The following is a 26,065-nucleotide window of genomic DNA, read 5'->3' as shown; positions in this document are numbered from 1 at the left end:
TCAGCAATGCGCCGAGCGCAAGCGTCAGTCCAGTCGATTCTGTTGACCCCGGCTCGATTCGAACGGGCGACCTTCCGGGGCTGCAGGGCTTCGTGCCGATCCATGGCCTCGCTGCGGCTAGGAGGAGGGAAGATTCGGTCCCTATTGCTCGCGGGGGGCAGCGCCGAGTGCGTGGGTGCAGATGACAACAGTCGACCTCGCTACACCATGGCTATGCTGGCGCAATTCAAGAATGCCTGACCCATGACTGCACATCACTGAACAACGGCCGTCGGGCGCACAAGGCTTCCCCACGTACGAAGCGTATCCGTGGGACTCAGCTGACATACGCTGACCAAGCCTGTTGACAGCCGCTTGAAAATGTATGGAAGGGTCATGCTGGTTCCCTTTGTCGATCACAGCTATTGCAATAGCGAATTGCCGGATTTATTGTCTAGCGCACAAGACTAATTCACCAGAAACGTGATGCCGAAGTCTCAAAGCGTGGGTTTGCAACTGTCTTTCGCTCTGTATGGAGCGGCCAACCGAATGGCTCGGATGCATAAGCCGTTCCTTGAGCCACTGGGCCTGACGTTCCCGCAGTACCTTGTGATACTTGAGCTCCTGCATGGCTCGCCGCAGTCCGTAGGCATGCTTGGCGAGCGTCTCGACATGGACACCGGCACCATCACCCCCCTTGTGAAGCGGCTTGAAGCGGCGGGATTTGTTACCCGTACCCGCGACCCACGCGATGAAAGACGCGTGCTTGTTGATCTGACAGCGCGTGCCGGCGGCATCCGGGACGAGATCTTGAGCGTCAGCCAGAAGATCAAGAGTGCTTGCAAGCTCGACGAACAGGGCTTGATCGAGTTACGCGACACCTTGCAGGCCCTGAGTCGTCCTCAACTCGGCTAAAGACGCCGCCAGAGCCTTCTCTTCAACCCATTTATCTAGCGCACTATGTTGTAGTTCACCAGATTTTTCTGAGGTTCCGCGGCGGACTTGGAGGATTCTCTGAACGCCCTTACAAATCCGGGAGTATTCATAAAAATGCACAAAGCCAGAGAACAATCAGCAACGACCTCCGAAGGAATGCTCTCGTTCACCGAGGCAACTCGCGTGCGTCGCTCGATACGCGGCTTTCTGGATGAGCCGGTGCCGGATCGTGTTATCCGGGAGGTTCTGGAGGATGCGCAACACGCGCCGTCCAATTGCAACACGCAGCCTTGGAATACTCACATTGTCCGCGGCGACAAGCTCAAGCAGCTTTCCAGGGTACTGCATGCCAAGAACGACGCAGGAGAATTCACTCCCGACTTCTCGTTTGATCAGCATGACTTCTACGGCGAGTATCGCAAACGTAACGACGCGCTAGGCAAGGCCTATTACGAAGCCATGAACGTCATGCGCGAAGACAAGGAAGGCCGGCGCCGCGTAGGAGCGATGAACTACTCGTTTTTCAATGCCCCACAGGTCGCGTTCTTGTTCATGCCCTCATTTGGCGACAATGTACGCGTCGCCGGTGACATGGGCATGTATGGCCAGACCATCCTTCTGTCGCTTGCAGCTCGCGGACTCGGCGGCATCCCGCAAACCGCGCTCGCGTTCTTTGCCGGAACAATCCGCGAATTTCTTGGCATTCCCGACGAATTGAAGCTGCTGTTCGGCATCTCTTTCGGGTACGTAGATGAGGCAGCGCCTGGCAACCGGATTTATATGGATCGCGTGCCCGTCGACACGAGTACGACCTTCCATTCCTGAAGCACGCCAGCACGTATCCATTCAATTATCCACCGCTCCCACTCCATTGAGTCGGGGCGGTGAACGGAGTGCTTCGCGCGGCTTGCCGCGCCTTTGGCAGCGATCGACCACTCAAAGGATAAACAATGAAAATAGGCATATTGGGAACCGGCCACATCGGCAAAACGCTCGTGAAGAAACTCAGTGCCGCAGGTCATGAAGTCAAAGTGGCCAATTCGCGGGGGCCGGACACCATCAAGGGCGACATCCTTCGGCATGGTGCCCGTGCCGTCACGTCCCTGGAAGCGGTACAGGACGTGGACGTGGTGATTCTATCGACGCCCCTCGGTGCCATTCCAAAGATAGCCCCGCTGTTTGCCAACCTGTCTGCCAATCCCGTTGTGATCGACACTTCCAACTACTACCCCAAGCGCGATGGTGAGATTGCGGAGATCGAGGCTGGGCTGACAGAGAGCGAATGGGTCGCAGCACAGCTTGGCCGCTCTATCGCCAAGGCGTGGAATGCCATCACCTCCGCGTCCTTCGCGGAGAAGGGTGTCCCTGCCGGCGCGGAGGGGCGAATCGCCATCCCCGTCGCTGCCAACGATGACCGTGCACGCGACATGGCGATGAGGCTGGTGGACGATACCGGACTTGACGCCGTCCATTCGGGACCGCTCAGCGAATCATGGCGCCAGCAGCCTGGATCGCCAAGCTATTGCACTGACCTCACGCGCGAGGAGCTGCCCCAGGCCTTGAAGGCTACCGACCGTGCACGCTTGCCTAAGCGCCGCGACCTGGCGATCGAGGCGATCATGGAGCGGGTTGGCGACGGAACCACCAACCCCGACTCGGAGTATGCCGTTCGCCTTACCCGGGCGCTCTTCATGTGAGCGTCGCAACGTGCCTTGAGGAGCTATCTCAGCGGCAGACTGCCGGCTGATGTGTCCGAAACATATCGTCTTTTGCAATCAAGCGCGCCCTGCCCTCTTCGGGCGTGGGCACCGCCGGCGAGGCATAACAGGTCGATGAAGCGTTGCTCATGGTTCGAACGGACCACTGCGGCGTTCCGGCTATGGGTGAGCCGCCACGATGGCGGCACTCTGCTGCCTCGCTAAGTGTCCCTGCTCTTTCGCCTTGGGACATGCACGACGCCCAGATTGCCCTAGCCGGATCGCGCGTGCCCTGCACAACCCAAAAGTCACCACTGGAAAACGTTTATGAGCCAAAGCACTCCTCTCATCTTCCTCATGGGTACCACTGGCCAGACCGGCCGCCTAATTTTACAAGAGTTCGACAAGAACCCAGGCGACGTGCGCGTTCGCATCGGCGTGCGCAAGCAGGAGGATCTGGAACGGCTGCGCGCTGAGGGCCGTGATGCCGTGTTATTCGACCTCGATGATCCACGCACCTTTGCCACTGCGCTCTGCGGTGTCGATCGCATGAACGTCCTGACCGGCTATACCATCGCCATGACTCACCAGACCAAGACCGTGGTGGACGCGGCGAAAAAGGCCGGCGTCCGGCACATCGTCAACCAGGGAGTCTTCGCGGCAGACGACGCTACCGATTCGAAGTATTGCTGGTTCGCGCTGGTCGAAGCCTACATCGAGGCCAGCGGCATTGCCTGGACGCACCTGCACCCCAACGTGTTTCTCGAAAACATGCTGAGTGTGTCGCCGCCGGTCGGAGGCACGTTCTCGGTTTATTGGGGTGAGAACCGAGTCGGCTATGTCGCGCTTCACGATCTGGCGGCAGTAACTGCCAAGGTCCTGCGCGAGGGTCCGGAACGCCACGGGTCCAAGAACTACTACCTCAGTACCGAAACCATGACCGGCGCAGAGCTTGCCGCCGCGTTTAGCGAGGTGCTCGACCGTCCGATTCACTGCAACATGCTCGGTGTCTCTGATGTGGAAGCGCATTTCAAGAAAGGTACTGTGGAAGTCGAGGACTGGTATGCCCGTAGCTCATTCGAGCTACTGACACAGTTCGCCGATGGACGCATGGGCTACATGGGTACGGTCAAGGACGACGTCCCCTATCTGCTGGGCCGGCCAGCAATCAACGTCCGTGCTTGGGCGGAAATGCACAAAACGCAGCTCCTGGCATTCGTTGATAGCCCTTCGACGTGAAGCAGGGCTAGAAGTGCTTGATCAGGTAGCGCCTGCTGCCCGGCCAGGAATCGTGGACCGGGTCATTGGGTTCTCAACGTCTGCGATGTCGGTGACCGACCCTGTGGCATCGCGAGGGCACAGGGTCCGGGCACGTGCAAGGCGGTGAGAACGCCGGTGTTGCGGTGCCGGGGGTGCAGTGACAGCTGCACGTCCAGCGCCCTGCTTTAGGGCCCCTGCCAGTTACCCGGCGGGCGCCAAGCCTGCGAAATGGCAGCCTTGGTCACGGCCTAGATCAGAACCTGCAGCGTCTGTAACGTCGCGGCACGGGGATATCGAACCAAACCCCGCAATACCAAAAACAGCCATCCCCTTCCCTGAACTCCCCGAGCCTGCGTTCGCCTGCACTGCGACCAGACGACCTGTCTGCCCACTGCCTACGAATTCATCTGGGCATCGATACCCAATGTCCACTATCACCTGATCGCACCAGATCCATTTGAAATCTTGGAGGATGATGGCCTGCACGGCATGGATGCCAACTCGCTCGGTTGGACATGGCAAGCCATACAACCCTTGGCAGTAGTCGTGCGAAATGGCAGTGCGCGCGTCGCGCCAAATCATTGTTTCCTGGTGACCCCGGCCCGATTCGAACGGACGACCTTCTCCTTAGGTGGGTGCTTGGGACGTGAGGCTTATCGCGCGCTCTGTGGCTGTGCTATGTCAATAGAGCTTGCATTGCAGGCTTTGGCTTTGTCACAGTTGCTGCCGTAAAACTGATTACGCCGAACTCTTGCAGGGACATCTGCGCCACCTGGATCGACACACAACACATTTAATTGATCGCGATTGATGGTCTCGCCGACGACGGGGTTCAGCCAATTCATGCCGACAGGTAGCTCGGTCAGCGTCCGACTTTTGGGGAACGATGACACTCGGCTCCTTGGATCGGCCGCGTCCGCCGCGCGTAGGTTCTCCTGCAGCTCGGGCGGGCCGATCTCCAGCAGCTCACCCACCATCGCACGTGGTGCCTTGATCCGGCGCGCCTGGGCGCCCTCGCTCCAACAGAAGGCTTTCACGTGGTTGTCGATGTCCATCACGGCGTCAAAATCCTGCGGGAATTCTTTGAACTCGGCTAGGATCTGCGCGGACTAACAAATGGCCGCCTCTCCAAAGCTGCGGTCGGTATCTTGGAGGCCGTGCCAGGCCAAAATCTCATCGAGCAGCCGGGAGACGAATTGAGCATCGTCGCCAGCGATGGCGCATCCCTCAACGAGGTTCGCCATGCCATCGAAGGCCAGCCAGAAGTGGCAACGGTCGGGGTTAATCTTCAGCAGCGCCGGCACTGCGGCATCAAGGTTCTCGAAATGGGTCTTAAGTTGGGTTCTGTCCATGCCCACAGTATCGGCGTAGCCATCTCACCGCTTGAAACCAATGTCCGTAGACTTCGCCCGATGGACGAAAACCAGACCCTCAGTCTCTTCGAATAGCTGCACTATCGCGTCGCGAGCACTGTCGACACATTTTCAGTTATGGAGCAATTTGAAGCCGAACTCCTCGCAAAATATCCAGCGGAAGTGATCGAAAGTCATCGAGCTGACGAGACACTGGCTCAACCGATTAGGATTAATTGAAGCCGATCGATTGATCGGCTTCGTTTTATTCAAGACATGCTTTCGCATGAAGTATTAAAGATAGATGTATCCTAGGATGCTTTCACGCGTGGCACCAGGAAGACCTTCACAAGTATCGGAGAGCGTATCGTAATGATCTAAATTGGGTTGGTAGTAGCAACGATAAAGAGGAACAGTGCCAGGCACCTGAACATCATTTAGGAAAGTGATATGGGGCGCCCATTCGGTCAGCGTCCAACCTTCGCAGTTAGGATCAGTAGAACTGAAATATCTTCCCTGCTCTCCCGTTGTACGGCTGCGCATATAGCAAGAAAACACTTGGTGCGAACCGGGAAACCATGAGTGTGAGCCAATCCCCAGAGTACCTTCCAGTTTCCAGCCTAGCTGACTCCAGTTATTCGGTAATTCCCCATGAGTCAGATGCATCTTGACTCGTGTGTTATGCAAGCGGAAGAGCGGCTTCGGATTCATACCCTCGGGGAACTGGAGCGCGACCGCTCCGCTGCGTAGCTCGAGCTTGCTAATATCACCAAGCGGCAGCAGATTTTCATATTCCTGAGCCGACGCGCTCCATGACAAGCCCGCACACATTGCTGCAACCGCTGAAAACAAAAGCGCCTTCGACATCCTGACCTCCAGTAAGATTTCCCCTGCTGCACCACCCTATGTGCCAAATACGGATTTCGCTATCAGGAATTTCTGATTTGGGAGTAGTGATTGTTCCAGGAACCTTCTAATTGCAGGCATCAACTGTTGTGTTTGCTGCGGATGTGTGCCGGTTGGGCGCTTCTCGGGCGCCTTGCGGATTGAGCTGACAATGGCCGTGTGCTAGGGGCTTACTGGGATGCGCAGACCGTGTAGATGTTGATGATCGCTGCGCCGTTGACATAGCCATAGGTGCGCCAGCCATTACCGTTCGGATAGCTCCCCACGACCGAAAATCGACCCGCGTTCATAGACTGGGTACGCCCATTATTTTCGGGCAAGCCCCCAACGAACGTCACTTTGTTCGGGTCACTGGTATTCCAGCCACCAGAAATCGGTGTGAAGCCGGCTGGGCATTGGGGGCTTGAATCCACGGCCTGCCCACCCGCGGTGATGGCGTACCCCTGTACCACGGTTTGGTAGGTAGCTGCCTGGGCAGAAGACATAGCGAGCATTGATGCAACGGCAAAAATCGGGGAAAGCAAGATTTTCATAACTTCTCCATGTCATAACGGGGAGCCGGCTTGAGCTTGCTCAGAGCTCCGCGAGTTGAGCGGCTGTCTTGGCAACGTGACCGGCAGGCCTAGACTACCCAGCTCCACCAACTCCCGCTATCGGCAAATCACCTTGCGTGGCGTCAGAATTGCCCGACGGCACATTCAGGGAGCTTGATCCTAATCCAATGCGTAACGGCCTCGATTTCGCACATCTCTACCCTGTAAAAATTTGGGTGCACCTGTGCACTGCCTCGCCCCACTGACGCTAGCCATCCAAAGCGAGGACTGTCTCCTCCAAGACGCTGGACGTCTTCGTCATTCGCATCGCGCCGCACGCAAGCGCCGCGTCGATCGGCGCACGCGTCGTGGTTTGCGGCGAGATCCTGGGCAGGGGCCCTACACCGTGGCACTCAAGACCGATGGATATACCGACATTTGCCGAGTGCCGAAGACCTCCGCGCCGTCCGTGCTGGTGAACGACATCGCCAGGGATCTCCGTGAGGACCGCTTCTCAATCGCCGAACGGTTTCGGCCTGGCTAACTGGTTACGCCTTGGCCTTTCAAATTCCGGGGCCGCAGAGGCGTGCGCAAGGTCGGCGCCGTCGGTCGCTGGAAAAAATCTCAGCTGGTCAAGCCAGAGTTGCTTAACCTTCGCAAGACTGGCTGCGAAAACGAAGCGCTGTACCTATCGCCCAATTCCGCGCCGACGGGTCAGAGTCCCCTCGACCCGCCGGCAAACTACACACACGAATCTATCGTGACTTCAAAAAGCAAAGGAATCAGAGCCAGATGTAGCCAATGATCCCGTCGCTCGCGGGGAATCTCACATTTTCGCAGTTTACATCCAAGGTTTCGAAGTGGTCGGCCCAATTCCCGGGCTGCAGCCCACCGCGCATGCAGCGATAGAGCGGCACCGTGCCTGGAAGCTGGGTTGATGCTACATATCCAGTGATGGGCATAGATGCCGGGTACGGGACCTGGCCCTCGCAGTTCGGGTCAGGAGATGTGAACCGATCGCGATAGTTACTGGTGATGCATGCGTAGAGCGTGTGCCCACCGGCAAACGGCGTGAACGAAATGAAGCCGAGTACTCCCTGACGCTTACCTGGATGACTTTGCCCGACAGTCGTGATGGGCCTAGCCGAAAATGTGTCTTCTTGGAACTTCCAGCGTTCGAGCGAGATCAGAGTCACTCCTTCCGGCACAAGTGCAGGCTGTGCTGCTGCCTCCGCTGCAATTCGCGGGGTGACTCCAAGATAACGAACGTCCTGTGCAGCGGCGTTACAAGTGGCAGCGAGGGCGAGCCCAGCCGCCGCGGCGATGAAAACTTTTTTCATTGCAAAATCCTTTAAATCCATGCGAACTCACTGTCCGCCGACCGAGCATAGCAAAGGCATGCTTGTTTATGGCTGCTGCAAAGCGACAAGACGTCCCGGCCAATTCGCCGGATCTAAGAGGCCACCAATTACGCAGCAGCAAACGTAACTTTCGATGCAATCGCCGCTTAGGTTACAGCCTTGATCAGCGCCTGGAGCTTCCAGCCCTCAAGACCTCCGCCGGGTCCGCGCCGGGATAGCGGATGGCGTAGGTCGGCGCGATCAGGTCGACGATTGGCGCCGCAGCACGCCGAGGCGGTGCCGCGGTCCTCGACCTGGAGCGCCACCGTGCCGGCGTCGTTGATTGGGTTCCAGATGATTGTGATCTCCTGCGCGAGCGGATCTGCATCCGGGTCCGGCGTCACCACATTGATTGGTACGCCGCCAAGCATCCTACGACTGCGGGCAAGGCGCGTAGTGAGGTGAAGCGCTTTATCGCCAAGTTTGGCCACCGGCCGATCGACACGCTGCGCCCGGTGGAAATGGAAGGCTACAAGCGCGACCGCCTTCTCACCGATAAGGCGGCGCCGGAAACCGTTGGCAAAGAGATTAGCCGTCTGCAAGCGGCATTTCGCCGCGGCGTGGAGTGGAAGGAACTGGACGTCAACCCGCTCGAGATAGTGAAAGCACCACGCGGCGTACGCAGTGTGGCCGTTCGCTTTTACGACCGAGCCGCGATGCGGAAGCTCTACCGCGCGAACCCCGCACGCGCGCCACTGTGGCTTTTCATGGCGCACACCGGCTTGCGCCGTGGTGAGGTTGCCAAGTTGCACAAGTCCTCAGTGCAAGGCAGCAGGCTCATGATCGAGAGCGAGCCGGATGAAACGGGAAGCGGCCGTACCAAATCGGGCAAGTGGCGAGAGGTTCCGCTCAACCGCTATGCACGATGGGCACTGCGCCGACTCCCTGAGCGGCTTATCGACGTACACAAGGACACGATAAGCGACTGGTTCGCTGCCGATGCCCGCAAAGCAGGAATCGGGGGAAGCCTGCACCGGCTGCGCCACACCTTTTGCGCACACCTAGTCATGGCGGGCGTGCCGCTGCGCCGGGTCCAAGTTTTGGCAGGACACGCGGACTATGCGACAACTGAAAAATACTATGCACATTTGACGCCTCAGGGCGACGAGGCCGCGGTCAAACACCTGAGATTTTAAAGGCAGCCCGCGATGCTAAATGCTGCTGTGTCCACTGTGACCAACCCCTGTGGATATGTGCCCTGATAAGCGAAATGGGTAGTGCGCGCGTCGCGCTAAACCATTGATTCCTGGTGACCCCGGCCCGATTCGAACGGGCGACCTTCCCCTTAGGAGGGGGACGCTCTATCCAGCTGAGCTACGGGGCCAAGGTGGGCATTGTCGCACGATCGTTGCGATTGCCAAGCCGGCGGGTGGTCGGCGGAGCCTGCTAAAATCGACGGCTACCCGTGTCGCGGGGCCTTGGCCGCCACGCGACCATCCCGACCTTTGGAGATCCCATGTCCGCTGACCTGCTCAAGGCGCTCGACCTCGCCGCGTCCAATTCCGGTACCTATCTTGGCGAGGCGACCTGGTCGCAGGCCACCGGCGCCGGGGTGCTGCAGCCGATCAATCCGACCACCAACGCGGTGATCGCCGAGGTGCAGGCCACCACGCCGGAAGACTACGAGCTGATCGTCCAGCGTGCGCAGGCCGCCTTCAAGGTATGGCGGACCACGCCTGCGCCGCGCCGTGGCGAAGCCGTTCGCCTGTGTGGCGAGGCGCTGCGTGCGCACAAGGATGCGCTGGGCTCGCTGGTGGCGCTGGAAATGGGCAAGAGCAAGCCCGAGGGCGACGGCGAAGTACAGGAGATGATCGACATCGCCGACTTCGCGGTCGGCCAGAGCCGCATGCTGTACGGCTACACCATGCATTCGGAGCGCCCGGGCCACCGCATGTACGAGCAGTACCAGCCGCTGGGTCTGGTCGGCATCATCAGCGCGTTCAACTTCCCGGTGGCGGTGTGGGCGTGGAATGCGTTTCTGGCGGCGATCTGCGGCGATATCTGCATCTGGAAGCCGTCCAACAAGACCCCGCTGACCGCGATCGCGACGATGAAGATCTGCAATGCGGCATTGAAGGACGCCGGTTTCCCGGACATCTTCTTCCTGATCAACGATGCCGGCACGGCGCTGTCGCAGAAGTTGGTGGAAGACACCCGCATCCCGCTGATCAGCTTCACCGGTTCGACCCAGATCGGCCGCGTGGTGGCGGAAAAGGTCGCCCACCGCCTGGGCCGTTGCCTGCTGGAGCTGGGCGGCAACAACGCCATCATCCTGGACGAAACCGCCGACCTGAAGCTGGCCATCCCGGGCATCGTGTTCGGCGCGGTGGGCACCGCCGGGCAGCGCTGCACCACCACGCGCCGCCTGATCGTGCACGCATCCATCTACGACAACGTGCTGGCCACGCTGGTCAAGGCGTACAAGCAGCTCGACAGCAAGATCGGCGACCCGACCGACCCGGCAAACCTGATGGGCCCGCTCAACAGCCAGGGCGCGGTGGAGCAGTTCCTGGCCTCGATCGCCAAGGCCAAGGCCGCTGGCGGCACGGTCGAAGTGGGCGGCACCGCGATCGACCGCCCCGGCAATTTCGTGCTGCCGGCCATCGTCACCGGGCTGCAGAACAGCGACGCGGTGGTGCAGCACGAGACCTTCGCGCCGATCCTGTACGTGATGAAGTACAGCACGCTGGACGAGGCGATCGAGCTGCAGAACGGCGTGCCGCAGGGCCTGTCGTCGTCTATCTTCACCCAGAACCTGAAGGCGGCCGAGAAGTTCCTGTCGGCGGCCGGCAGCGACTGCGGCATCGCCAACGTCAACATCGGCACCTCGGGTGCGGAGATCGGCGGCGCGTTCGGTGGCGAAAAGGAGACCGGCGGTGGCCGCGAATCCGGTTCGGATGCGTGGAAGGTCTATATGCGTCGTCAGACCAATACGATCAACTACTCCGACTCGCTGCCGCTGGCGCAGGGCATCAAGTTCGATCTTTGATCGACGCGCAGGCGCGCCGGGCATCGAGCCGGCGCGCTGTCGCACGCGTACCGGAGCATGGCTGCCACGTTGTGCCTGCGCACGGCTCGGCCAATCAGCGGCGGCCTGGTGCCTGGATCATTTGCAGTGAGTCACGCAGTTGCGCACGACCTCGGTGCTCAACATTTCATCGGCCGCTAGTCCCGATGTCGGGCACGGCCAGAGATGCAGCCTCGCCCATTCCGGTCAAAACCGGCCACGCACAGCGTCTGGCCGCAGACGGCACGCCATTCGGGCGGCGGCTCTGGGATAATCGGCCCACGCCAGCCGTCGGCTGCCGCCACTTCAGGAGTTCATGATGAACGTCGTCGTTCGACAGACCAGTGCCATGGCCATCGTCAGCCTGGTCTCGGGCATTCTCGGCTGGACGCTGATCCCGTTCCTCGGCAGCCTCTGCGCCATCATCACCGGCCACCTGGCGCGCGGCGAAATCCGCCGCAATCCGCAGGGGCTGGACGGCGACGGGCTGGCCATCGGCGGGCTGATTCTTGGCTGGCTGGCGGTTGCGCTCTGGGTAGCAGGGGTGGCGATCTTCATCCTGTTCTTCGGCGGCCTGGCCTGGCTTGCGGCCGCCAACAGTTGAGCATGGCCGCGCCCTCCTCCGCCCAACGCTTCAACGACCGCGTCGCGGCCTATGTGCGCTACCGGCCGAGCTATCCGCCGCAGCTGCTGCGCTGGCTGCACGAAGAGCTGGGCCTGACGCCGGCCACCGCGGTGGCCGATATCGGTGCCGGCACCGGCATCTCCAGCCGGCTGTTTCTGGAGGCCGGTTATCCGGTCACGGCGGTGGAACCCAACCCGGCCATGCGCGCAGCCGCGCAGCAGTGGCTGGCGGAGTTCCCCAAGTTCCGCGCGGTCGACGGCACCGCCGAGGCCACCGGGCTGGCCGATGCCAGCGTCGGCTTGGTGTCCGCGGCGCAGGCCTTCCACTGGTTCGACGTGCAGGCGGTGCGTGCCGAGTGGGCGCGCATCCTGCAGCCCGGCGGGCTGGCGGTGATCTACTGGAACAGCCGCGAGCTGGACACCACCGACTTCCTGCGCGGCTACGAGCAATTGCTGCTGGACTACGGCACCGACTATTCGGCCGTGGCCGAACGCTATCAGGACGATGCCACCATGCAGGCGTGGTTCGGCGAAGGCTTCCGCGCGATGGCACGCTTTCCGAATGTGCAACGGCTGGACTTCGATGCCTTACGCGGCCGGCTGTTGTCTTCGTCGTATGCCCCGCTCGCGCATGACCCACGCCATGCCCCGATGCTCGCCGCGCTACGCACGCTGTTCGACGCGCATGCGCGCGACGGGCTGATCGACTTCCAATACCAGACCCGGGTGTTCGCCGGGGAATTGAACTGACCCGCATGTATTCGCTTGCCCGCCCCTTGCTGTTTTCCCTCGATGCCGAGCGCGCCCACGCGCTGGCATTGCGCTCCATCGATGTCGCCTACCGCACCGGCACCACGCCGCTGCTGGCCAAGCGCCCGGTGCCGCTGCCGACGCCGGCTTTCGGTCTGATGTTTCCCAACCCGGTCGGGCTCGGTGCCGGCCTGGACAAGAACGGCGAGCACATCGATGCGCTGCTCGCGCTGGGTTTCGGCTTCGTCGAGATCGGCACGGTGACGCCGCGGCCGCAGGAAGGCAATCCCAAGCCGCGCATGTTCCGCTTGCCGGAATACCAGGCGGTGATCAACCGCATGGGCTTCAACAACCTGGGCGTGGACGTGCTGGTGGCCAACGTGCAACGCGCGCGGCGTCGCGGCGGCCTGCTCGGCATCAACATCGGCAAGAACAAGGACACGCCCAACGAGGAAGCCACCAGCGACTACCGCTATTGCATGGAGCGCGTATACCCACTGGCCGACTACATCACCGTTAACATTTCTTCGCCCAACACTGCCGGCTTGCGCGAGCTGCAGGAAGAACAGGCGCTGCGCCGGCTGATCGCCGATCTGCGCGACACCCAGGAAGCCCTGGCCGCGCAACACGGCAAGCGCGTGCCGATGCTGGTGAAGGTGGCCCCGGATCTCAACGATCGCGACATCGATGCGGCCGCGCGCGTGCTGGCCGATCTGGCGGTGGATGGTGTGATCGCCACCAACACCACGGTGACGCGTACCCTGATCGCCAACCATCCGCTGGCTGCCGAGGCCGGCGGCCTGTCGGGCGCGCCGCTGCTGGGGCAATCCACGCTGGTGCTGCGCCGCCTGCGCGCGCGTCTGCCGGAGTCGATCCCGTTGATCGGCGTGGGCGGCATCAACTCCGGTGCGGATGCGGTGGCCAAGATGGCAGCCGGCGCGACGCTGGTGCAGTGCTACAGCGGCCTGGTGTATCGCGGGCCGCCGCTGATCGGCGAATGCGTGGACGCGATCCGTCGCCGCCGCGAAGCGCCCAGCGGCGGTGCGGTGTCGCCGCTATGAGCGATGCAACGCAGGCCGGCTGGCACTTGAGCGAACACGCGCCCCTGCGCGCGCTCAATACCTTTCATGTCGATGCCACGGCGCGCTGGTTGCTGAGCATCCACGCACCCGATGCCTTGCCGCAGGCGCTGGCAGCGCCGGAAATCGCCGGGCAAGCGCTGCTGGTGCTGGGCAGCGGCAGCAACGTGCTGCTGGCCGGCGACCCACCGGGCTGCGTGCTGTGTTTCGAAAACCGCGACATCGCCATCATCGCGCACCACGCCGACCACGCCATCGTGCGCGCTGGTGCCGGCGTCAACTGGCACGCGCTGGTGCTGTATTCGCTGCAGCAAGGCCTGTCGGGGCTGGAGAATCTGGCCTTGATTCCCGGCACCGTCGGCGCCTGCCCGATCCAGAACATCGGCGCATACGGCGCGCAGGTGGGCGACTTCATCCATGTGGTGGACGCCTTCGATCTGCATGCCCAGCAGTTCGTGCGGCTGACCGCGGCCGAGTGCGCCTTTGCCTATCGCGACAGCGTGTTCAAGCAGCAGCCGGAGCGTTATCTGATCGTCGCGGTGGAATTCAATCTGCCGCTGCTGCACGAGTTGCGGCTGGACTACGCCGGTATCCGCGAGGAGCTGGCCAGCATGGGCGCCGACCTGGCCGGTGCCGCCGATGTGGCGCAGGCGGTGATCAACATCCGTCGGCGCAAACTGCCGGACCCGGATGTGCTCGGCAATGCCGGCAGCTTCTTCAAAAATCCCTTGCTGCCCAGCGAGCAGATTGCCGCGCTGCAGGCCACCTTTGCCGATATGCCGGTCTACCCCGGCGAACAGCCCGGCCAGGGCAAGTTGTCGGCGGCCTGGTTGATCGAGCAGTGCGGCTGGAAGGGCCGGCGCGAAGGCGATGCCGGAGTGTCGCCGGATCACGCCCTGGTGCTGGTCAACTACGGCACCGCCAGCGGTGCGCAGCTGCTGGACTTTGCACGGCGCATCGCCGAATCGGTGCGCGAGCGTTACTCGGTGATCCTGGAGCCGGAGCCGCGCATCATCGGAGCGCATTGGTGACAGCGCAGCAGGCATCACGACGTGCTGCGCTGTGGATGCTCACCAGTACCTTCGCCTTCGGCCTGATGGCCATCTGCATCCGGCTGGCGTCGGGCACGATCGCCACCACCGAGATCGCGTTCTTTCGCAATGCGTTCGGGCTGTTAGCCCTGTTGCCGCTGATCCTGCGCGCCGGCAAGGCGCCGCGCACGCGGCAATTGCCGCAGTACCTGGCACGCACCCTGATCGGCCTGGCGTCGATGCTGTGCGGGTTCTGGGCGATCGGCCACCTGCCGTTGTCGCAGGCGATCTCGCTGTCGTATTCCACCCCGTTGTTCGTCACCGTGCTGGCCGTGGTGTGGCTGCACGAACAGGTGCGCCTGCGCCGCTGGCTGGCGGTGGCGGCCGGATTCATCGGCGTGTTGGTGATCCTGCGGCCAGGCTCGTCCACCTTTACGCCCGGCCTGCTGATTGCGCTGCTGGCAGCGGTGATCAGCGCCGTGGTGGCGATCCAGATCAAGCAGCTCTCGCGCAGCGACGACTCGGACACCGTGGTGTTCTACACCTATGTGTTCTGGGTGCCGATGTCGCTGATTCCGGCACTGTTCCAGTGGAGCTGGCCGCAGGGCATCGACTGGCTCTGGCTGGCGGCGACCGGCATCTTCGGTACCGCCGGCCAGCTGTTCTGGACGCGCGCGCTCAAGCTGGGTGAAGTCTCCGCACTGCAGCCGATCAGCTTCATGCAGCTGCCGCTGGTGGCGCTGCTGGGCTGGTGGCTGTTCGGCGAGGCGATCGAACGCCATACCCTGATCGGTGCGGCCATCATCATCTGCGCCAATGTCTACATCGCCCATCGTGAAAGCGTGCTGGCGCGTCGCGCCGCCACGCACGCACCGCTGGAAGGCGCAAAACCGGGCGAGTGATCGAGCGTCTGCGAGCGGCCTGATCGGCCCGCGCGGTGGCGTGGCGACGATGCCGACGTACACTGCGCTGGTAAGCGCTCCCCAGCCATCGAAGGGGCGATGCGCACGCACATTCGTTGACTGTTCCAAGGTGAGGTCGGCATGCCGGTTCCAAGCAAAACCATCGGCCTGATCGGCGGCATGAGCTGGGAATCCACCCTGCCCTATTACCGCATCATCAACCAGCGGGTGCGCCTGGCCTGCGGCGGCCTGCATTCGGCAAGGCTATTGCTGTACAGCGTCAATTTCCATGAGATCGAGCGCCTGCAACACGCCGGCGACTGGGACGGCGCAGGCCAGGCAATGGCGGCAGCGGCGCGCGCGCTGCATGCCGGCGGTGCCGACTTCCTGGTGCTGTGCACCAACACCATGCATTGCGTTGCCGATGCGATCACCTCCGCAACGCCGCTGCCCTTGCTGCATATCGCCGATGCCACCGCCGATGCGTTGATTGCGGCAGGCGTCACCCGTGTCGGGCTGCTCGGCACGCGTTTCACCATGGAACAGCCGTTCTATCGCGAGCGCCTGGCTGCGCGTGGCCTGCAGGTGCTGGTACCGCCGACAGACGCACGCGCGCAACTGCATCGGGTGATCTACGACGAACTCTGCCAGGGCATCATCCGGCCGAAGTCGCGCGGCTATTTCCGCCAGGTCATGGCCGACCTCGGCCAGGAGGGCGCGCAAGCGATCATCCTGGGTTGCACCGAGATTTCGCTGCTGGTGGACAGCAGCGATGCGCAGCTGCCGTTGTTCGACACCACCGCACTGCATGCCGAAGCGGCGGCGCACGCAAGTGTGCGCGACTGATCGGCACCGAAGGCGCAGCCAGCGCGCCTTTCCCGAAGTGCATGCGCCTGGCCGTGGCGGGCAAGCGTGCAAGCTGCGCGTTGCCGCAGCGATAGCACGGATGACTCATACCTCACTGCTCCAGCACGCGCATGCGCGCGGGCACCTGCCACAGGATGTCATGCCTTGAAGACCCCTTCCGCAACAGGCACTGCACCCACAAGCCAGCTCACACGCGGCGATTACAAGACGCTGGCCCTGTCCGCGCTGGGCGGCGCGCTGGAATTCTACGACTTCATCATCTTCATCTTCTTCGCGACGGTGCTGGGAGAGCTGTTCTTTCCGCCGGGCATACCGGACTGGATGCGGCAGTTGCAGACTTTCGGCATCTTTGCTGCCGGCTACCTGATCCGTCCGCTGGGCGGGATCGTGATGGCGCACTTCGGCGACCTGCTCGGTCGCAAGCGCATGTTCGCGCTCAGCATCGGATTGATGGCCTTGCCGACGCTGGCCATCGGCATGCTGCCGACCTACGCGCAGATCGGCCTGGCCGCCCCGCTGCTGCTGCTGACGATGCGGTTGCTGCAGGGCGCAGCCATCGGCGGCGAAGTCCCCAGTGCATGGGTCTTCGTCGCAGAGCACGTGCCTGCGCAACGCAGGGGACTGGCCTGCGGAACACTGACCGCCGGCCTGGCCGCCGGCGTGTTGCTCGGTTCGCTCAGCGCCGGGGCGATCAATCGCGCCTTCACGCCGCAGGAAATCGCCGACTATGCCTGGCGCCTGCCGTTCTTGGCCGGCGGCCTCTTCGGCCTGCTTTCCGTGTATCTGCGGCGTTGGCTGCACGAAACACCGGTGTTCGCCGAGCTGATGGCGATGCGTGCCGTCGCGCGCGAAACGCCGCTCAAGCTGGTGCTGCGCGATCATCCACGCAGTGTGGCGCAGTCGTTGTGGCTGACCTGGATGGTGGCAGCCGGGGTGCTGGTGGTGTCGTTGATGACGCCGACGCTGCTGCAGAGCGCGTACCACTACCCGGCAGCGGTCGCCTTGCAGGCCAACCTGCTCGCGGTCCTGCTGCAGGCGATCGGCTCTATCGTGGCCGGCGCCTTGTCCGATCGCTACGGCAACGGACGCGTGCTGCTTGCCGGCAGCGTGTTCCTGGGCGCCAGCGCCTGGCTGTTCTATCGCCTGGCCGGTGATCCGCAGTTGCTGTTCCCGCTGTACGCCCTGCTGGGCGCGGCGCTAGGCGTCCTGGGAGCGGTTCCGCGCGTCATGGTCGAAGCGTTTCCGCCGGTGGTGCGTCTGTCCGGCGTGTCGTTCGCCTATAACCTGGGCTATGCGGTATTCGGTGGCCTGACCCCGCTGGTGGTGGTGATGTTGCTCAAGCAGCACCCGATGGGCTCGGCGTATTACATGATTCTGCTGGCCGCAATCGGCAGCGTGATCGGGCTGCAGTTGTGGCGCCGGGAGCGCGTACGTCGTTACTGAGTCGAACACCGTGCCGGTCTGCGCCAGTCCCGGTCACACACCTGCGCCGACCACGTTCGACGTCGCGCGGCCGTACCCTCAGGCCGAGGTGAGATGGCGGCGCCAATGCGGCCGCCGTGCGCCGCGAAACATCACCAGATACAGCCCGACCACCCATACCAGCGCGGCCGACCAGCCGCCCAGGATATCGGAGGGATAATGCACGCCCAGGTAGATCCGCGACACGCCGACCAGCACCGCGAACAGGCTGGCGGCAGTGGTCACCGGCCAGCGCCAGCGCGTGTTCCAGGCCAGCGCGATGACCACCGCAGCGAGCGTCATCGAGCCCATCGCATGCCCGCTGGGAAAGCTGAAGGTGCTTTCCGGGGCGATCGATTCCCACAGGCTCGGGCGGTCGCGCTGGAACACCTGCTTGGCGCCCATGTTCAACAAGGCCGAGCCGCCGAAGCCGAGTGCGGCAAAGGTTCCCTCGCGCCAGCGCCGCAACATCAGCAACACCAGCACGATGGCGACATCGGCCGGGATCACCCCGTACTGGTAGCCGATCTTGGAGACCACCCCGAAAAACGCATCCAGACCCGGCGTGGCGATGCTGCGCATGCTCCACAGCAGGGGCTCGTCGAAATAGAAATTTTCCAGCTCGTGGACTTCGTCGGCCAGGTCGACGAACAAGCCCAACGGCAGCAGCACGCCGGCAAACAGCAACGCCATGCGCCACGCATTGCTGCGCAGCCATCCCCTGAAACCGGCCGGCGATTCAGCCGGCGCGACGGACATAGGTGCGTTCGACGTACTGATCGATCAGATCGATGAACTCGTAGGCGATGTTTTCGCCCCGCAAGGTGACGCTTTTTTCGCCATCGATGAACACCGGTGCCGACGGCGCCTCGCCGGTGCCCGGCAACGAAATGCCGATATTGGCGTGGCGCGATTCGCCCGGCCCGTTGACCACGCAGCCCATCACCGCCAGGGTCATGTTTTCCGCGCCGGGGTTGCTGATCTTCCACTCCGGCATCTTGGCGCGCACGTGGTTCTGCACCACGCCGGCCAGTTCCTGGAAGAACTCGGAGGTGGTGCGGCCGCAGCCCGGGCAGGCCGTGACCATCGGCGTGAAGGCGCGCTGGCCGGTGGTCTGCAGCAGTTCCTGCGCGACGATCACTTCCTGGGTGCGCGACTGGCCCGGTTCCGGCGTCAGCGAGATGCGGATGGTGTCGCCGATGCCTTCCTGCAACAACACGCTCAGCGCCGCGGCGGAGGCCACGATGCCCTTGCTGCCGATGCCGGCCTCGGTCAGGCCCAGATGCAGCGCAAAGTCGCAGCGGCTCGCCATGTCGCGATACACCGCGATCAGCTCCTGCACACCGGATACCTTGGCCGACAAAATGATGCGCTCGCGCGCCAGCCCCAGTTCCACCGCGCGCTCGGCCGAATCCACTGCCGAACGGATCAAGGCCTCGCGCAGCACGCGGCCGGCATCCCAGGGCGTGGCGCGTTGCGAGTTCTCGTCCATCAGCTGCGCAGCCAGCGACTGGTCCAGCGAGCCCCAGTTGGCGCCGATGCGCACCGGCTTGTCGTACTTGATCGCGAACTCGATCAGCTGCGCGAACTGCAGGTCTTTCTTCTTGCCGAAGCCGACATTGCCCGGATTGATGCGGTACTTGGCCAGCGCTTCGGCGCAGGCCGGCTCGGCGGCGAGCAACTGGTGACCGTTGTAATGGAAGTCGCCGATCAACGGCACCTCGATCCCCATCATGCGCAGCTTGTCGACGATGCGCGGAATGGCCGCGGCCGACTCGGCATTGTTGACGGTCAGGCGCACCATTTCCGAGCCGGCGCGCCACAGGTCGGCCACCTGCTTGACGCTGCCGGCGATGTCGGCGGTATCGGTATTGGTCATCGACTGGACGACCACCGGGTGGCCGCCGCCCACAGTCACGCTGCCGATCTTGACGGCCTGGGTGATGCGGCGCGGCCAGGCGGTGGCGTCGGCGGGAGGGGTTGGGCGAGTCACGGCGTCGTACATCCCGGTATTTTAGCCTGTCATCGGTCCGCTCACAGCTGAAGCGCTGCGCAGGCCGTCTTCCGGGCCGATGCGACGGTTTGTCGCAGGCCGCCACGCCCCCGAGCGCATAGCATTGCCGTGATGAATTCCTCAGACGCCTCCTTCCTGCGGACCCTGTGCAGCCTGCGCTGGCTGGCCACCGCCGGCCAGGCCGCTACCATCCTGGTCGCCACCGGCCTGATGGGCCTGGACCTGCCGCAGCAACCCTTGTGGGCCGGCGTGGCCGCACTGGCGGTGTTCAACCTGTATGCGCAACTGCGGGTGGCCCACCGCGGCGCGGTCAGCCCGGCCACCGAGTTCGGCCACATCCTGGTCGATGTCACCGTGTTGACCTGGATGGTGGGCTGGAGCGGCGGCATCGCCAACCCGTTCGGCTCGCTGTTCCTGGTGCTGATCGCGCTGGCCGCGCTGGCCCTGCCGCTGGGCTGGGCGATGGCCGTGGCGGCATCCTGTGTGGCCGGCTATGTGATCAGTGCGGCGTTCGGCCTGCCGCTGCCCTACGGTAGCTTCGACCCGCTCAGCCTGCACATGTGGGGCATGGCCGCTAACTTCCTGCTGTCGACGGTGGTGGTGCTGGCCTTCGCCACCCGGCTGGCCTTGTCGATGCGCGAACGCGAGCGCGAGATCTCCACGCTGCGCGAGCGATTTGCGCGTAACGAGGGCATCGTCGCGCTGGCCACCCATGCCGCCTCGGTGGCGCATGAGCTCAACACGCCGCTGGCGACGATGACCCTGCTGGTCGACGACATCGCCGACCAATGCGACCAGGGCGAATTGCGCGAGGATCTGGACACCCTGCGCGAACTGCTGGTGCAGTGCCACGAGCGCGTGCTGGCGCTGGCCGCGCCGGCCGACAACGGCCACCTCAGCCGCGAAGTGGCGGTCAAGGACGTGCTGGAACAATGGCGGCTGGTACGCCCGACCATCGAGCTGCGCCGCAACGACGACGCACCGATGCGCCTGCTGCTGCAGCCAGGCGTCAGCCATCTGCTGATGGTGCTGCTCAACAATGCGGCCGATGCCGGCGAACGTGCCGGCCGGCCGCAGATCGATCTCACCCTGCGCGTGGAGCAGGACCATCTCAGCGGCGAAGTCCGCGACTACGGGCCGGGCTTCGACACCTCGCAGGCCATGCTGCCGGGCACCTTGTTCAACAGCGGCAAGCACGACGGCATGGGCGTCGGGCTGGCGCTCTCGCACGCCACCGTCGAGCGGCTGCAGGGCGAGTTGTGGATGCTGCCCGCCGAAGGCAGCGGCGCCCGCGTCGGTTTCCGTCTGCCGCTCTCCGAACACGAGGCACTCGCATGACAAGCACTCCCCTGCGTACCGGCCTGCTGGTCGACGACGACACCCTGTACCTGCGCACGCTGCAGCGCAGCCTCGCCCGCCGCGGCGTGGAAACCCTGACCGCCACCGACGCGGCCAGTGCCCTGTCGACCGCGCGCAGCGCCCTGCCCGATTTCGCCTTGATCGATCTCAAGCTCGGCCACGATTCCGGCCTGAGCCTGATCCAGCCGCTGCGCGAGATCCGCGCCGACATGCGCATCCTGCTGGTCACCGGCTATGCCAGCATCGCCACCGCGGTGGAGGCGATCAAGCTCGGCGCCGACGACTACCTGCCCAAGCCGGCCAATATCCCCACCATCATGCGGGCGCTGGGCGAAGAGGACGACGAGCTGCCGGAGCCGGACGAAGAAGAAACCGCGCGGGAAATGATGACACCGCTCAGCCGCCTGCAGTGGGAGCACATCCAGCAGGCGCTACACGAGACCGGCGGCAATGTCTCCGCCGCCGCCCGCCTGCTCGGCATGCACCGCCGCTCGCTGCAGCGCAAGCTGACCAAGCGGCCAAGCCCGGGGCCGTTACGCGAGCCCGGGCGTTGAGGCCTGACATCGAGACGTTGAACCATTGCGTTTTTCAGGCTCTACGCGAGGCTTGATTCCGTTCAACCATGGCGCTGTTTTGGGCGAGATCCGATACATAGCTCAAACGCTCGGTGAGTCGAGAGCGCGGTGCCCTCGCCGCTTGCGGGACACGCCGTGCATCCGTCCATGGAGGCTCCTTGGCGGCATCCATGCCGCCAAGGGTCCAGCAACCGGCAAGGACACCGCGCCAGAGAGTTGATCGGCTGCTTTCTTGAAAGCGTGTTGCTCGGCTTGCGGCAGCAGATGCGACGTTTGCAGCTTGCGTGTTGAAAGCCCGTTTGCTGCTCGGCTTGCGACGCGAAAATGGTCAGAGGTTGATCGACCGCTTAGTGATCCGACCGGTGCACGTCCTGCGTCGCTTCCACTATGACACCGACCATCTCGACTGGTCCTTGCCCGCTCACCGTCGCGGGACCTTACGCGGCATGGATGCCGCGTAAGAGCCTACAAGGACGTACTTGCGGCGTGTCCTGCGATGGTGGACGGGCAAGGGCCCTGCAGCCAACTCACAGCGTCGAGGGCGCGGCGAGGACACCGCACCGGTTTCCGGTTGCTCTGTCGAAACCATGCACACCGACCATCTCGACTGGTCCTTGTCCGCCCACCGTCGCGGAACCTTACGCGGCATGGATGCCGCGTAAGAGCCTACAAGGACGTACTTGCGGCGTGTCCTGCGATGGTGGGCGGGCAAGGGCCCTGCAGCAAGCTCACAGCGTCGAGAACACGGCGAGGACACCGCACCGGTTGCCGGCTGTTTTGTTGAAAACCATGCACACCGACCATCTCGACTGGTCCTTGTCCGCCCACCGTCGCGGAACCTTACGCGGCATGGATGCCGAGTAAGAGCCTACAGGGACGTACTTGCAGCGTGTCCCGCGATGGTGGGCGGGCAAGGGCCCTGCAGCCAAGCCGCAGTTCAACTGCGCTGCAGCTCTGCAGCAAACTATCCAGGCATCCCGAAAACCAGAGACGCTGACCGCAGGGCGTCACTACTCTCAACGTGGTCCGAACACGCTCGCCCTGCGCGAGGTCGCAGTAATGCCATCGGCGCCGAGGATTAGGTTGCGCCCCCAGCTGCTGAGGCGCGTGGCGTTCCAGCCGATTGCGATATCCAGCGATTGCGTGCTGCTGTCATTTCCCGACCACGACCAGCCCAGATAGCCGACGTTGTAGTCGCGGGCACGGCGCATGATCGCTGCCTCGTCCACGTGCGCGCCGCGATGGTCTCCACCGAACTCGCCGATCACCAGCGCCAGCTTTTTATCGCGGAAGGCGCGCAAATAATTGTTGACCGTCGCATCGCTGCCGAACACTTCGTACATGTGCACGCTGAAGATCAGGTTGCGGCGGCTGTCGCGCGCCAGCAACGCGGCAGCGTTGTCGCGCATGTAGAACTTCCAGTCCTGGCCCCAGTTCGGCGCATCCACCATCAGTGCGTGAGTCAGTCCTGCCTTGCGCAATGCGGCGATTGCGGTTGCATGGCCGTTGACCCATTCGCTGGCGCTCAACTGATTGCCGAACGGCTCGTTGCCGATGTTGACGATGACCTGGTCTTCGTTGCCGATCAGCGCCTTGCGGATGCTGGCCCAGTACGCAGTAGCGTGGGCCAGGCCGGCGGCAGCGCCGTCTTCGCCATAGCCGGTGGTGTCGTGCACTTCCAGCACCGCGATCAGGCCCAGGCTCTTGCAACGCGCGATGATGCGCGACACCTCGGCCTCCGGCGTGCGGTTCCAGCGATAACCGGAACTGAGCACCACGCGCACGCTATTGGCGCCGGTGGCAGCGATGGCGGCCAGGGCCGCGTCGGTACGGCTCGCGTACCAGGCATGCGGCAGATTGACGCCACGCAGGACCACGGTGTTGCCATTGGACTCACGCAGTTGTGTGCCGGACACCGACAGCCCCGCGTGCGCGGCAGACGACACTGCCAGGCCTGCAACGACCAGCAGCACACGGTGGGCAAAACGAGACAACGGTGATTTCACGGTCGATTTCCAGACAGAGGGAGGTTGACGCGCGGTGGCGAGGCTCACAGCGCGCGTGAACAATGTGTCAATTTGACGTGCCGCTCGATGCAATCTGTGTCACATAACGAACAAGCGCCGAGACAAGCGCGCTGAACGATTACGTTGTTGCGGGGCAACGAAGCAGGCGCACCCTCAGTCATCGGCGAGGGGGCGGCAATGTTTAGCGGTCGTGCGCCAGCGCCGACCGCGACGCCGCACGTTTGCTTACATCACGCATGACGCGAGAGTCATAGCGACCGTCGACCTGGCGCGTAGGCCGCCTGGTCATGCTGTGGCCTGATGCCATCGCCTTGCTGTTGTCCCTGCAGCGGCGTTGGCGCAGCCATCGCGCGGCAATGCCGCCTCAACTGAACGCCACCTAGCAGCGTCGATCAAGGGATTACGCTTCAGGCCGATAGAAGCACATGCAATCCGTGCTTGCTCCTGCCAATTCCCCTCTTCCGCCCGTGGTCGACGAGTCGACCCGGTTGTCCGTCCTGCGTGGCCTGTGCCTGCTGGACTCGCCGCCGGACCCGGTGTTCGAGACCATCGCCGCCATGGCCGCCCGCAACCTTGGCGCAGAAATCGCGCTGGTGTCGCTGGTGGATGAGCATCGTCAGTGGTTCAAGGCCCGCATCGGCCTGGAACCGCAGGAAACGCCGCGCGACCAGGCGTTCTGCGCGCATGCGATCCGCGCCCCCGAGGTGATGGTGGTGCCCGACGCGCAACTGGATCCGCGCTTTTGCGACAACCCGCTGGTGCTGGGACCGCCGTTCATCCGTTTCTACGCCGGCGCGCCGCTGACGCTGCGCGACGGCCACCGCATCGGCACCTTGTGCGTGATCGGGACCAGCCCGCGCCCGGGCCTGGATGCCGAAGCGATCACCCAGCTGGAAGGCCTGCGCGACCTGGCGGTGCTGCGGGTGGAAAACCTGCGCAGCACCACCTACCGCGACGGACCGACCGGGCTGCCCAATCGGTCGCGCTTTGCCGAAGACCTGGATGCCTGGCTGTCGCAACGCGACAGCGCGCCGGCCACCACCGCGGTGGCGGTCGACATCTGCGGCAGCGATTACTTTCGCGACATGGTCAAGGCGCTGGGCTGGGACTACGCCGACGGTTATGTGGCGATCGCGCAGCGTCGGCTGGCCGCCTATCTGCCTACCGGCACCGCGCTGTATCGGCTGGACCCGACCACCTTCGGTTTTCTGGCCCAGGCCGAAACGCAGCGTCTGTCCGCGCTGTGCACCAAGGTCTCCAAGGCCTTTGCCGAAACGCTGGAACATCAGGGCATTCCGCATACCGCAGTGGCCTCGATCGGCGCGGTCTCGCTGCAGACCAGCTATGGCGCGGCCGACACCATCCGCTCGCTGACCACCTCGGTGGATATCTCGCGCGAACGCGGCGTGCCGTGGAGCATGTACGAGCGCAAGCACGACGTGGCCCAGCGCAATACCTTCCGCCTGCTGGCTTCCCTGCCCGCCGCGCTGGACAGCGCCAGCCAGCTGCGCCTGCACTACCAGCCGCGCGTGGACCTGCACGATCACCGCTGCGTCGGAGTGGAAGCGCTGCTGCGCTGGCAGCATCCGATGATCGGCCCGGTGATGCCCGCCGACTTCGTGCCGATGGCCGAGAAAACCGCGTTGATCAACCGCATCACCGCCTGGGTCATCGACAACGGCATTGCCCAGGCCGCGCGCTGGCAGCAGCAGGGCCTGGATTTCAATCTGGCCCTGAACGTGTCGGCCGCCGATCTGGACCGGCCCGGATTCGTCGGCCTGCTGCGGCGTGGCCTGGAGCGCCACAACCTGGATCCGCGCCGGCTGGAGATCGAATTCACCGAAAGCGCGATGATCCGCCACCCCGAGCATCTGGCCGAGCAATTGGCGGCCATCGCGGCGCTGGGCGTGCATATCGCCATCGACGACTTCGGCACCGGCTACAGCAATTTCAGCTATCTCAAGCAGCTGCCGGCCAGCTCGTTGAAGATCGATCAATCCTTCATCCGCTCACTGCCGGACAACCGCACCGACCGCACCCTGGTGCCGGCGATGATCCAGCTCGGCCACAGCCTGGGCCAGCGCGTGGTCGCCGAAGGCATCGAGTCGGCGGAGGCCTACGCGCAGCTGCGCACCTGGGGCTGCGACGAAGGTCAGGGCTACTGGATCGCCAAGCCGATGCCGGCGGCCGCACTGGAAACCTGGCTGCAGACGCCGTGGCATGAGCAGCTGGAAGCGCCGGTCAATCTGCTCGCCGCAAGCCTGGCCGCGGCGCGGGTGTAAGCGGAAGCAGCACAAACGAACGCG

General features: G+C 63.5%; 25 protein-coding genes and 1 tRNA gene. 16 read left to right on the top strand and 10 right to left on the bottom strand.

The features are described 5' to 3' along the window. Positions 1 to 537 precede the first annotated feature (537 nt). The 4 genes from ABQ039_RS08800 (at position 538) to ABQ039_RS08785 (ending at position 3,851) form a co-directional block, all read left to right on the top strand. A complete protein-coding gene (locus tag ABQ039_RS08800) occupies positions 538 to 894 on the top strand; it encodes a MarR family winged helix-turn-helix transcriptional regulator (RefSeq protein ID WP_196768892.1) in 357 nt (118 codons plus the stop codon). A gap of 135 nt (positions 895 to 1,029) precedes the next feature. Then, the gene (locus ABQ039_RS08795) at positions 1,030 to 1,740 is read left to right on the top strand and encodes a nitroreductase (protein WP_221202339.1); all 711 of its coding nucleotides are present in this window, start codon (positions 1,030 to 1,032) and stop codon (positions 1,738 to 1,740) included. Positions 1,741 to 1,865: 125 nt separating this feature from the next. After that, positions 1,866 to 2,612, top strand: coding sequence for an NADPH-dependent F420 reductase (locus tag ABQ039_RS08790; protein WP_065032282.1), 747 nt, complete (start codon positions 1,866 to 1,868; stop codon positions 2,610 to 2,612). A gap of 327 nt (positions 2,613 to 2,939) precedes the next feature. Next, complete coding sequence (locus ABQ039_RS08785; RefSeq protein ID WP_065032283.1) at positions 2,940 to 3,851, top strand: NmrA family NAD(P)-binding protein; 912 nt, start codon at positions 2,940 to 2,942, stop codon at positions 3,849 to 3,851. Between the two features lie 674 nt (positions 3,852 to 4,525). Here ABQ039_RS08785 and ABQ039_RS08780 read toward each other — a convergent pair. The 6 genes from ABQ039_RS08780 to ABQ039_RS08755 all read right to left on the bottom strand — a co-directional run bounded on the left by ABQ039_RS08780 (position 4,526) and on the right by ABQ039_RS08755 (position 8,434). Beyond that, the gene (locus ABQ039_RS08780; protein ID WP_184517243.1) at positions 4,526 to 4,930 is read right to left on the bottom strand and encodes a hypothetical protein; all 405 of its coding nucleotides are present in this window, start codon (positions 4,928 to 4,930) and stop codon (positions 4,526 to 4,528) included. Between the two features lie 51 nt (positions 4,931 to 4,981). After that, positions 4,982 to 5,224 (bottom strand): hypothetical protein, encoded by a 243-nt coding sequence (locus ABQ039_RS08775; protein WP_179465949.1) that lies wholly within the window; start codon positions 5,222 to 5,224, stop codon positions 4,982 to 4,984. A 294-nt stretch (positions 5,225 to 5,518) separates the two neighbouring features. Then, a complete protein-coding gene (locus tag ABQ039_RS08770) occupies positions 5,519 to 6,091 on the bottom strand; it encodes a hypothetical protein (RefSeq protein ID WP_179465950.1) in 573 nt (190 codons plus the stop codon). 209 nt (positions 6,092 to 6,300) lie between these two features. Beyond that, positions 6,301 to 6,663 (bottom strand): hypothetical protein, encoded by a 363-nt coding sequence (locus tag ABQ039_RS08765; RefSeq protein ID WP_179465951.1) that lies wholly within the window; start codon positions 6,661 to 6,663, stop codon positions 6,301 to 6,303. A gap of 782 nt (positions 6,664 to 7,445) precedes the next feature. Next, positions 7,446 to 8,003 carry a hypothetical protein gene (locus ABQ039_RS08760; protein ID WP_179465952.1) on the bottom strand — a complete coding sequence of 186 codons (558 nt, stop codon included), beginning with the start codon at positions 8,001 to 8,003 and terminating at the stop codon, positions 7,446 to 7,448. A 167-nt stretch (positions 8,004 to 8,170) separates the two neighbouring features. Beyond that, positions 8,171 to 8,434 carry a hypothetical protein gene (locus ABQ039_RS08755; RefSeq protein WP_179465953.1) on the bottom strand — a complete coding sequence of 88 codons (264 nt, stop codon included), beginning with the start codon at positions 8,432 to 8,434 and terminating at the stop codon, positions 8,171 to 8,173. A 30-nt stretch (positions 8,435 to 8,464) separates the two neighbouring features. On the opposite strand from ABQ039_RS08755, the gene ABQ039_RS08750 reads away from it, so the two are divergent. Further along, positions 8,465 to 9,199, top strand: coding sequence for a tyrosine-type recombinase/integrase (locus ABQ039_RS08750; protein WP_311769993.1), 735 nt, complete (start codon positions 8,465 to 8,467; stop codon positions 9,197 to 9,199). 111 nt (positions 9,200 to 9,310) lie between these two features. On the opposite strand, the gene ABQ039_RS08745 is transcribed toward ABQ039_RS08750, so the two are convergent. Then, a tRNA-Arg gene (locus tag ABQ039_RS08745) sits at positions 9,311 to 9,387 on the bottom strand. A gap of 132 nt (positions 9,388 to 9,519) precedes the next feature. On the opposite strand from ABQ039_RS08745, the gene ABQ039_RS08740 reads away from it, so the two are divergent. The 8 genes from ABQ039_RS08740 to ABQ039_RS08705 all read left to right on the top strand — a co-directional run bounded on the left by ABQ039_RS08740 (position 9,520) and on the right by ABQ039_RS08705 (position 17,766). Continuing rightward, positions 9,520 to 11,052: an aldehyde dehydrogenase family protein gene (locus ABQ039_RS08740; protein WP_228912310.1), complete on the top strand. Its 1,533-nt coding sequence runs from the start codon at positions 9,520 to 9,522 to the stop codon at positions 11,050 to 11,052. A 337-nt stretch (positions 11,053 to 11,389) separates the two neighbouring features. After that, positions 11,390 to 11,674, top strand: coding sequence for a DUF4190 domain-containing protein (locus tag ABQ039_RS08735; protein ID WP_016903110.1), 285 nt, complete (start codon positions 11,390 to 11,392; stop codon positions 11,672 to 11,674). Positions 11,675 to 11,676: 2 nt separating this feature from the next. Further along, complete coding sequence (locus ABQ039_RS08730) at positions 11,677 to 12,444, top strand: class I SAM-dependent methyltransferase (protein ID WP_181140960.1); 768 nt, start codon at positions 11,677 to 11,679, stop codon at positions 12,442 to 12,444. A 5-nt stretch (positions 12,445 to 12,449) separates the two neighbouring features. Next, positions 12,450 to 13,505, top strand: coding sequence for a quinone-dependent dihydroorotate dehydrogenase (locus tag ABQ039_RS08725; RefSeq protein ID WP_039521311.1), 1,056 nt, complete (start codon positions 12,450 to 12,452; stop codon positions 13,503 to 13,505). Next, the gene (gene murB / locus ABQ039_RS08720) at positions 13,502 to 14,554 is read left to right on the top strand and encodes a UDP-N-acetylmuramate dehydrogenase (protein WP_228960884.1); all 1,053 of its coding nucleotides are present in this window, start codon (positions 13,502 to 13,504) and stop codon (positions 14,552 to 14,554) included. The genes ABQ039_RS08725 and murB overlap by 4 nt, the downstream gene beginning before the upstream one ends. Next, positions 14,548 to 15,456 carry a DMT family transporter gene (locus ABQ039_RS08715; protein ID WP_349777852.1) on the top strand — a complete coding sequence of 303 codons (909 nt, stop codon included), beginning with the start codon at positions 14,548 to 14,550 and terminating at the stop codon, positions 15,454 to 15,456. Before murB ends, ABQ039_RS08715 begins: the two co-directional genes overlap by 7 nt. 141 nt (positions 15,457 to 15,597) lie before the next feature. Further along, the gene (locus tag ABQ039_RS08710) at positions 15,598 to 16,302 is read left to right on the top strand and encodes an aspartate/glutamate racemase family protein (RefSeq protein WP_349777853.1); all 705 of its coding nucleotides are present in this window, start codon (positions 15,598 to 15,600) and stop codon (positions 16,300 to 16,302) included. A gap of 165 nt (positions 16,303 to 16,467) precedes the next feature. Continuing rightward, complete coding sequence (locus ABQ039_RS08705; protein ID WP_349777854.1) at positions 16,468 to 17,766, top strand: MFS transporter; 1,299 nt, start codon at positions 16,468 to 16,470, stop codon at positions 17,764 to 17,766. Positions 17,767 to 17,844: 78 nt separating this feature from the next. Here the strand turns inward: ABQ039_RS08705 and ABQ039_RS08700 are convergent, their stop codons facing one another. Together ABQ039_RS08700 and ispG are read right to left on the bottom strand one after the other, a co-directional pair. Then, positions 17,845 to 18,543, bottom strand: a complete 699-nt coding sequence (locus ABQ039_RS08700; protein ID WP_104568526.1) for a phosphatase PAP2 family protein — start codon at positions 18,541 to 18,543, stop codon at positions 17,845 to 17,847. Continuing rightward, a complete protein-coding gene (gene ispG / locus ABQ039_RS08695; protein ID WP_016903102.1) occupies positions 18,524 to 19,789 on the bottom strand; it encodes a flavodoxin-dependent (E)-4-hydroxy-3-methylbut-2-enyl-diphosphate synthase in 1,266 nt (421 codons plus the stop codon). The genes ABQ039_RS08700 and ispG overlap by 20 nt, the downstream gene beginning before the upstream one ends. A gap of 120 nt (positions 19,790 to 19,909) precedes the next feature. Here ispG and ABQ039_RS08690 point away from each other — a divergent pair, with 120 nt between their 5' ends. Together ABQ039_RS08690 and ABQ039_RS08685 are read left to right on the top strand one after the other, a co-directional pair. Beyond that, a complete protein-coding gene (locus tag ABQ039_RS08690) occupies positions 19,910 to 21,136 on the top strand; it encodes an ATP-binding protein (RefSeq protein WP_016903101.1) in 1,227 nt (408 codons plus the stop codon). After that, the gene (locus ABQ039_RS08685; protein ID WP_016903100.1) at positions 21,133 to 21,711 is read left to right on the top strand and encodes a response regulator transcription factor; all 579 of its coding nucleotides are present in this window, start codon (positions 21,133 to 21,135) and stop codon (positions 21,709 to 21,711) included. The genes ABQ039_RS08690 and ABQ039_RS08685 overlap by 4 nt, the downstream gene beginning before the upstream one ends. A gap of 1,037 nt (positions 21,712 to 22,748) precedes the next feature. On the opposite strand, the gene ABQ039_RS08680 is transcribed toward ABQ039_RS08685, so the two are convergent. Continuing rightward, the gene (locus ABQ039_RS08680) at positions 22,749 to 23,726 is read right to left on the bottom strand and encodes a cellulase family glycosylhydrolase (protein WP_349777855.1); all 978 of its coding nucleotides are present in this window, start codon (positions 23,724 to 23,726) and stop codon (positions 22,749 to 22,751) included. Positions 23,727 to 24,184: 458 nt separating this feature from the next. Between ABQ039_RS08680 and ABQ039_RS08675 the strand changes: the two genes are divergently transcribed. Continuing rightward, entirely contained in the window at positions 24,185 to 26,041 is a 1,857-nt protein-coding gene (locus ABQ039_RS08675; RefSeq protein ID WP_024940761.1) for a bifunctional diguanylate cyclase/phosphodiesterase, read from the top strand. Positions 26,042 to 26,065: the final 24 nt, after the last annotated feature.

This window comes from Xanthomonas sp. WHRI 6108, assembly GCF_040202385.2.
Taxonomy (GTDB): domain Bacteria; phylum Pseudomonadota; class Gammaproteobacteria; order Xanthomonadales; family Xanthomonadaceae; genus Xanthomonas; species Xanthomonas arboricola.
The sequence above is the reverse complement of the archived record's forward strand: the minus strand, read 5'-3'. Positions and strand labels throughout refer to the sequence as shown.

Excerpts from the sequence above, each read along its gene's own strand:
- ABQ039_RS08800 (WP_196768892.1), top strand. The coding sequence starts at position 538 with ATGCATAAGCCGTTCCTTGAGCCACTGGGCCTGACGTTCCCGCAGTAC.
- ABQ039_RS08795 (WP_221202339.1), top strand. The coding sequence starts at position 1,030 with ATGCACAAAGCCAGAGAACAATCAGCAACGACCTCCGAAGGAATGCTC.
- ABQ039_RS08790 (WP_065032282.1), top strand. The coding sequence starts at position 1,866 with ATGAAAATAGGCATATTGGGAACCGGCCACATCGGCAAAACGCTCGTG.
- ABQ039_RS08785 (WP_065032283.1), top strand. The coding sequence starts at position 2,940 with ATGAGCCAAAGCACTCCTCTCATCTTCCTCATGGGTACCACTGGCCAG.
- ABQ039_RS08775 (WP_179465949.1), bottom strand. The coding sequence starts at position 5,224 with ATGGACAGAACCCAACTTAAGACCCATTTCGAGAACCTTGATGCCGCA.
- ABQ039_RS08770 (WP_179465950.1), bottom strand. The coding sequence starts at position 6,091 with ATGTCGAAGGCGCTTTTGTTTTCAGCGGTTGCAGCAATGTGTGCGGGC.
- ABQ039_RS08765 (WP_179465951.1), bottom strand. The coding sequence starts at position 6,663 with ATGAAAATCTTGCTTTCCCCGATTTTTGCCGTTGCATCAATGCTCGCT.
- ABQ039_RS08760 (WP_179465952.1), bottom strand. The coding sequence starts at position 8,003 with ATGAAAAAAGTTTTCATCGCCGCGGCGGCTGGGCTCGCCCTCGCTGCC.
- ABQ039_RS08755 (WP_179465953.1), bottom strand. The coding sequence starts at position 8,434 with ATGCTTGGCGGCGTACCAATCAATGTGGTGACGCCGGACCCGGATGCA.
- ABQ039_RS08740 (WP_228912310.1), top strand. The coding sequence starts at position 9,520 with ATGTCCGCTGACCTGCTCAAGGCGCTCGACCTCGCCGCGTCCAATTCC.
- ABQ039_RS08735 (WP_016903110.1), top strand. The coding sequence starts at position 11,390 with ATGAACGTCGTCGTTCGACAGACCAGTGCCATGGCCATCGTCAGCCTG.
- ABQ039_RS08730 (WP_181140960.1), top strand. The coding sequence starts at position 11,677 with ATGGCCGCGCCCTCCTCCGCCCAACGCTTCAACGACCGCGTCGCGGCC.
- ABQ039_RS08725 (WP_039521311.1), top strand. The coding sequence starts at position 12,450 with ATGTATTCGCTTGCCCGCCCCTTGCTGTTTTCCCTCGATGCCGAGCGC.
- murB (WP_228960884.1), top strand. The coding sequence starts at position 13,502 with ATGAGCGATGCAACGCAGGCCGGCTGGCACTTGAGCGAACACGCGCCC.
- ABQ039_RS08710 (WP_349777853.1), top strand. The coding sequence starts at position 15,598 with ATGCCGGTTCCAAGCAAAACCATCGGCCTGATCGGCGGCATGAGCTGG.
- ABQ039_RS08700 (WP_104568526.1), bottom strand. The coding sequence starts at position 18,543 with ATGTCCGTCGCGCCGGCTGAATCGCCGGCCGGTTTCAGGGGATGGCTG.
- ispG (WP_016903102.1), bottom strand. The coding sequence starts at position 19,789 with ATGTACGACGCCGTGACTCGCCCAACCCCTCCCGCCGACGCCACCGCC.
- ABQ039_RS08690 (WP_016903101.1), top strand. The coding sequence starts at position 19,910 with ATGAATTCCTCAGACGCCTCCTTCCTGCGGACCCTGTGCAGCCTGCGC.
- ABQ039_RS08685 (WP_016903100.1), top strand. The coding sequence starts at position 21,133 with ATGACAAGCACTCCCCTGCGTACCGGCCTGCTGGTCGACGACGACACC.
- ABQ039_RS08675 (WP_024940761.1), top strand. The coding sequence starts at position 24,185 with ATGCAATCCGTGCTTGCTCCTGCCAATTCCCCTCTTCCGCCCGTGGTC.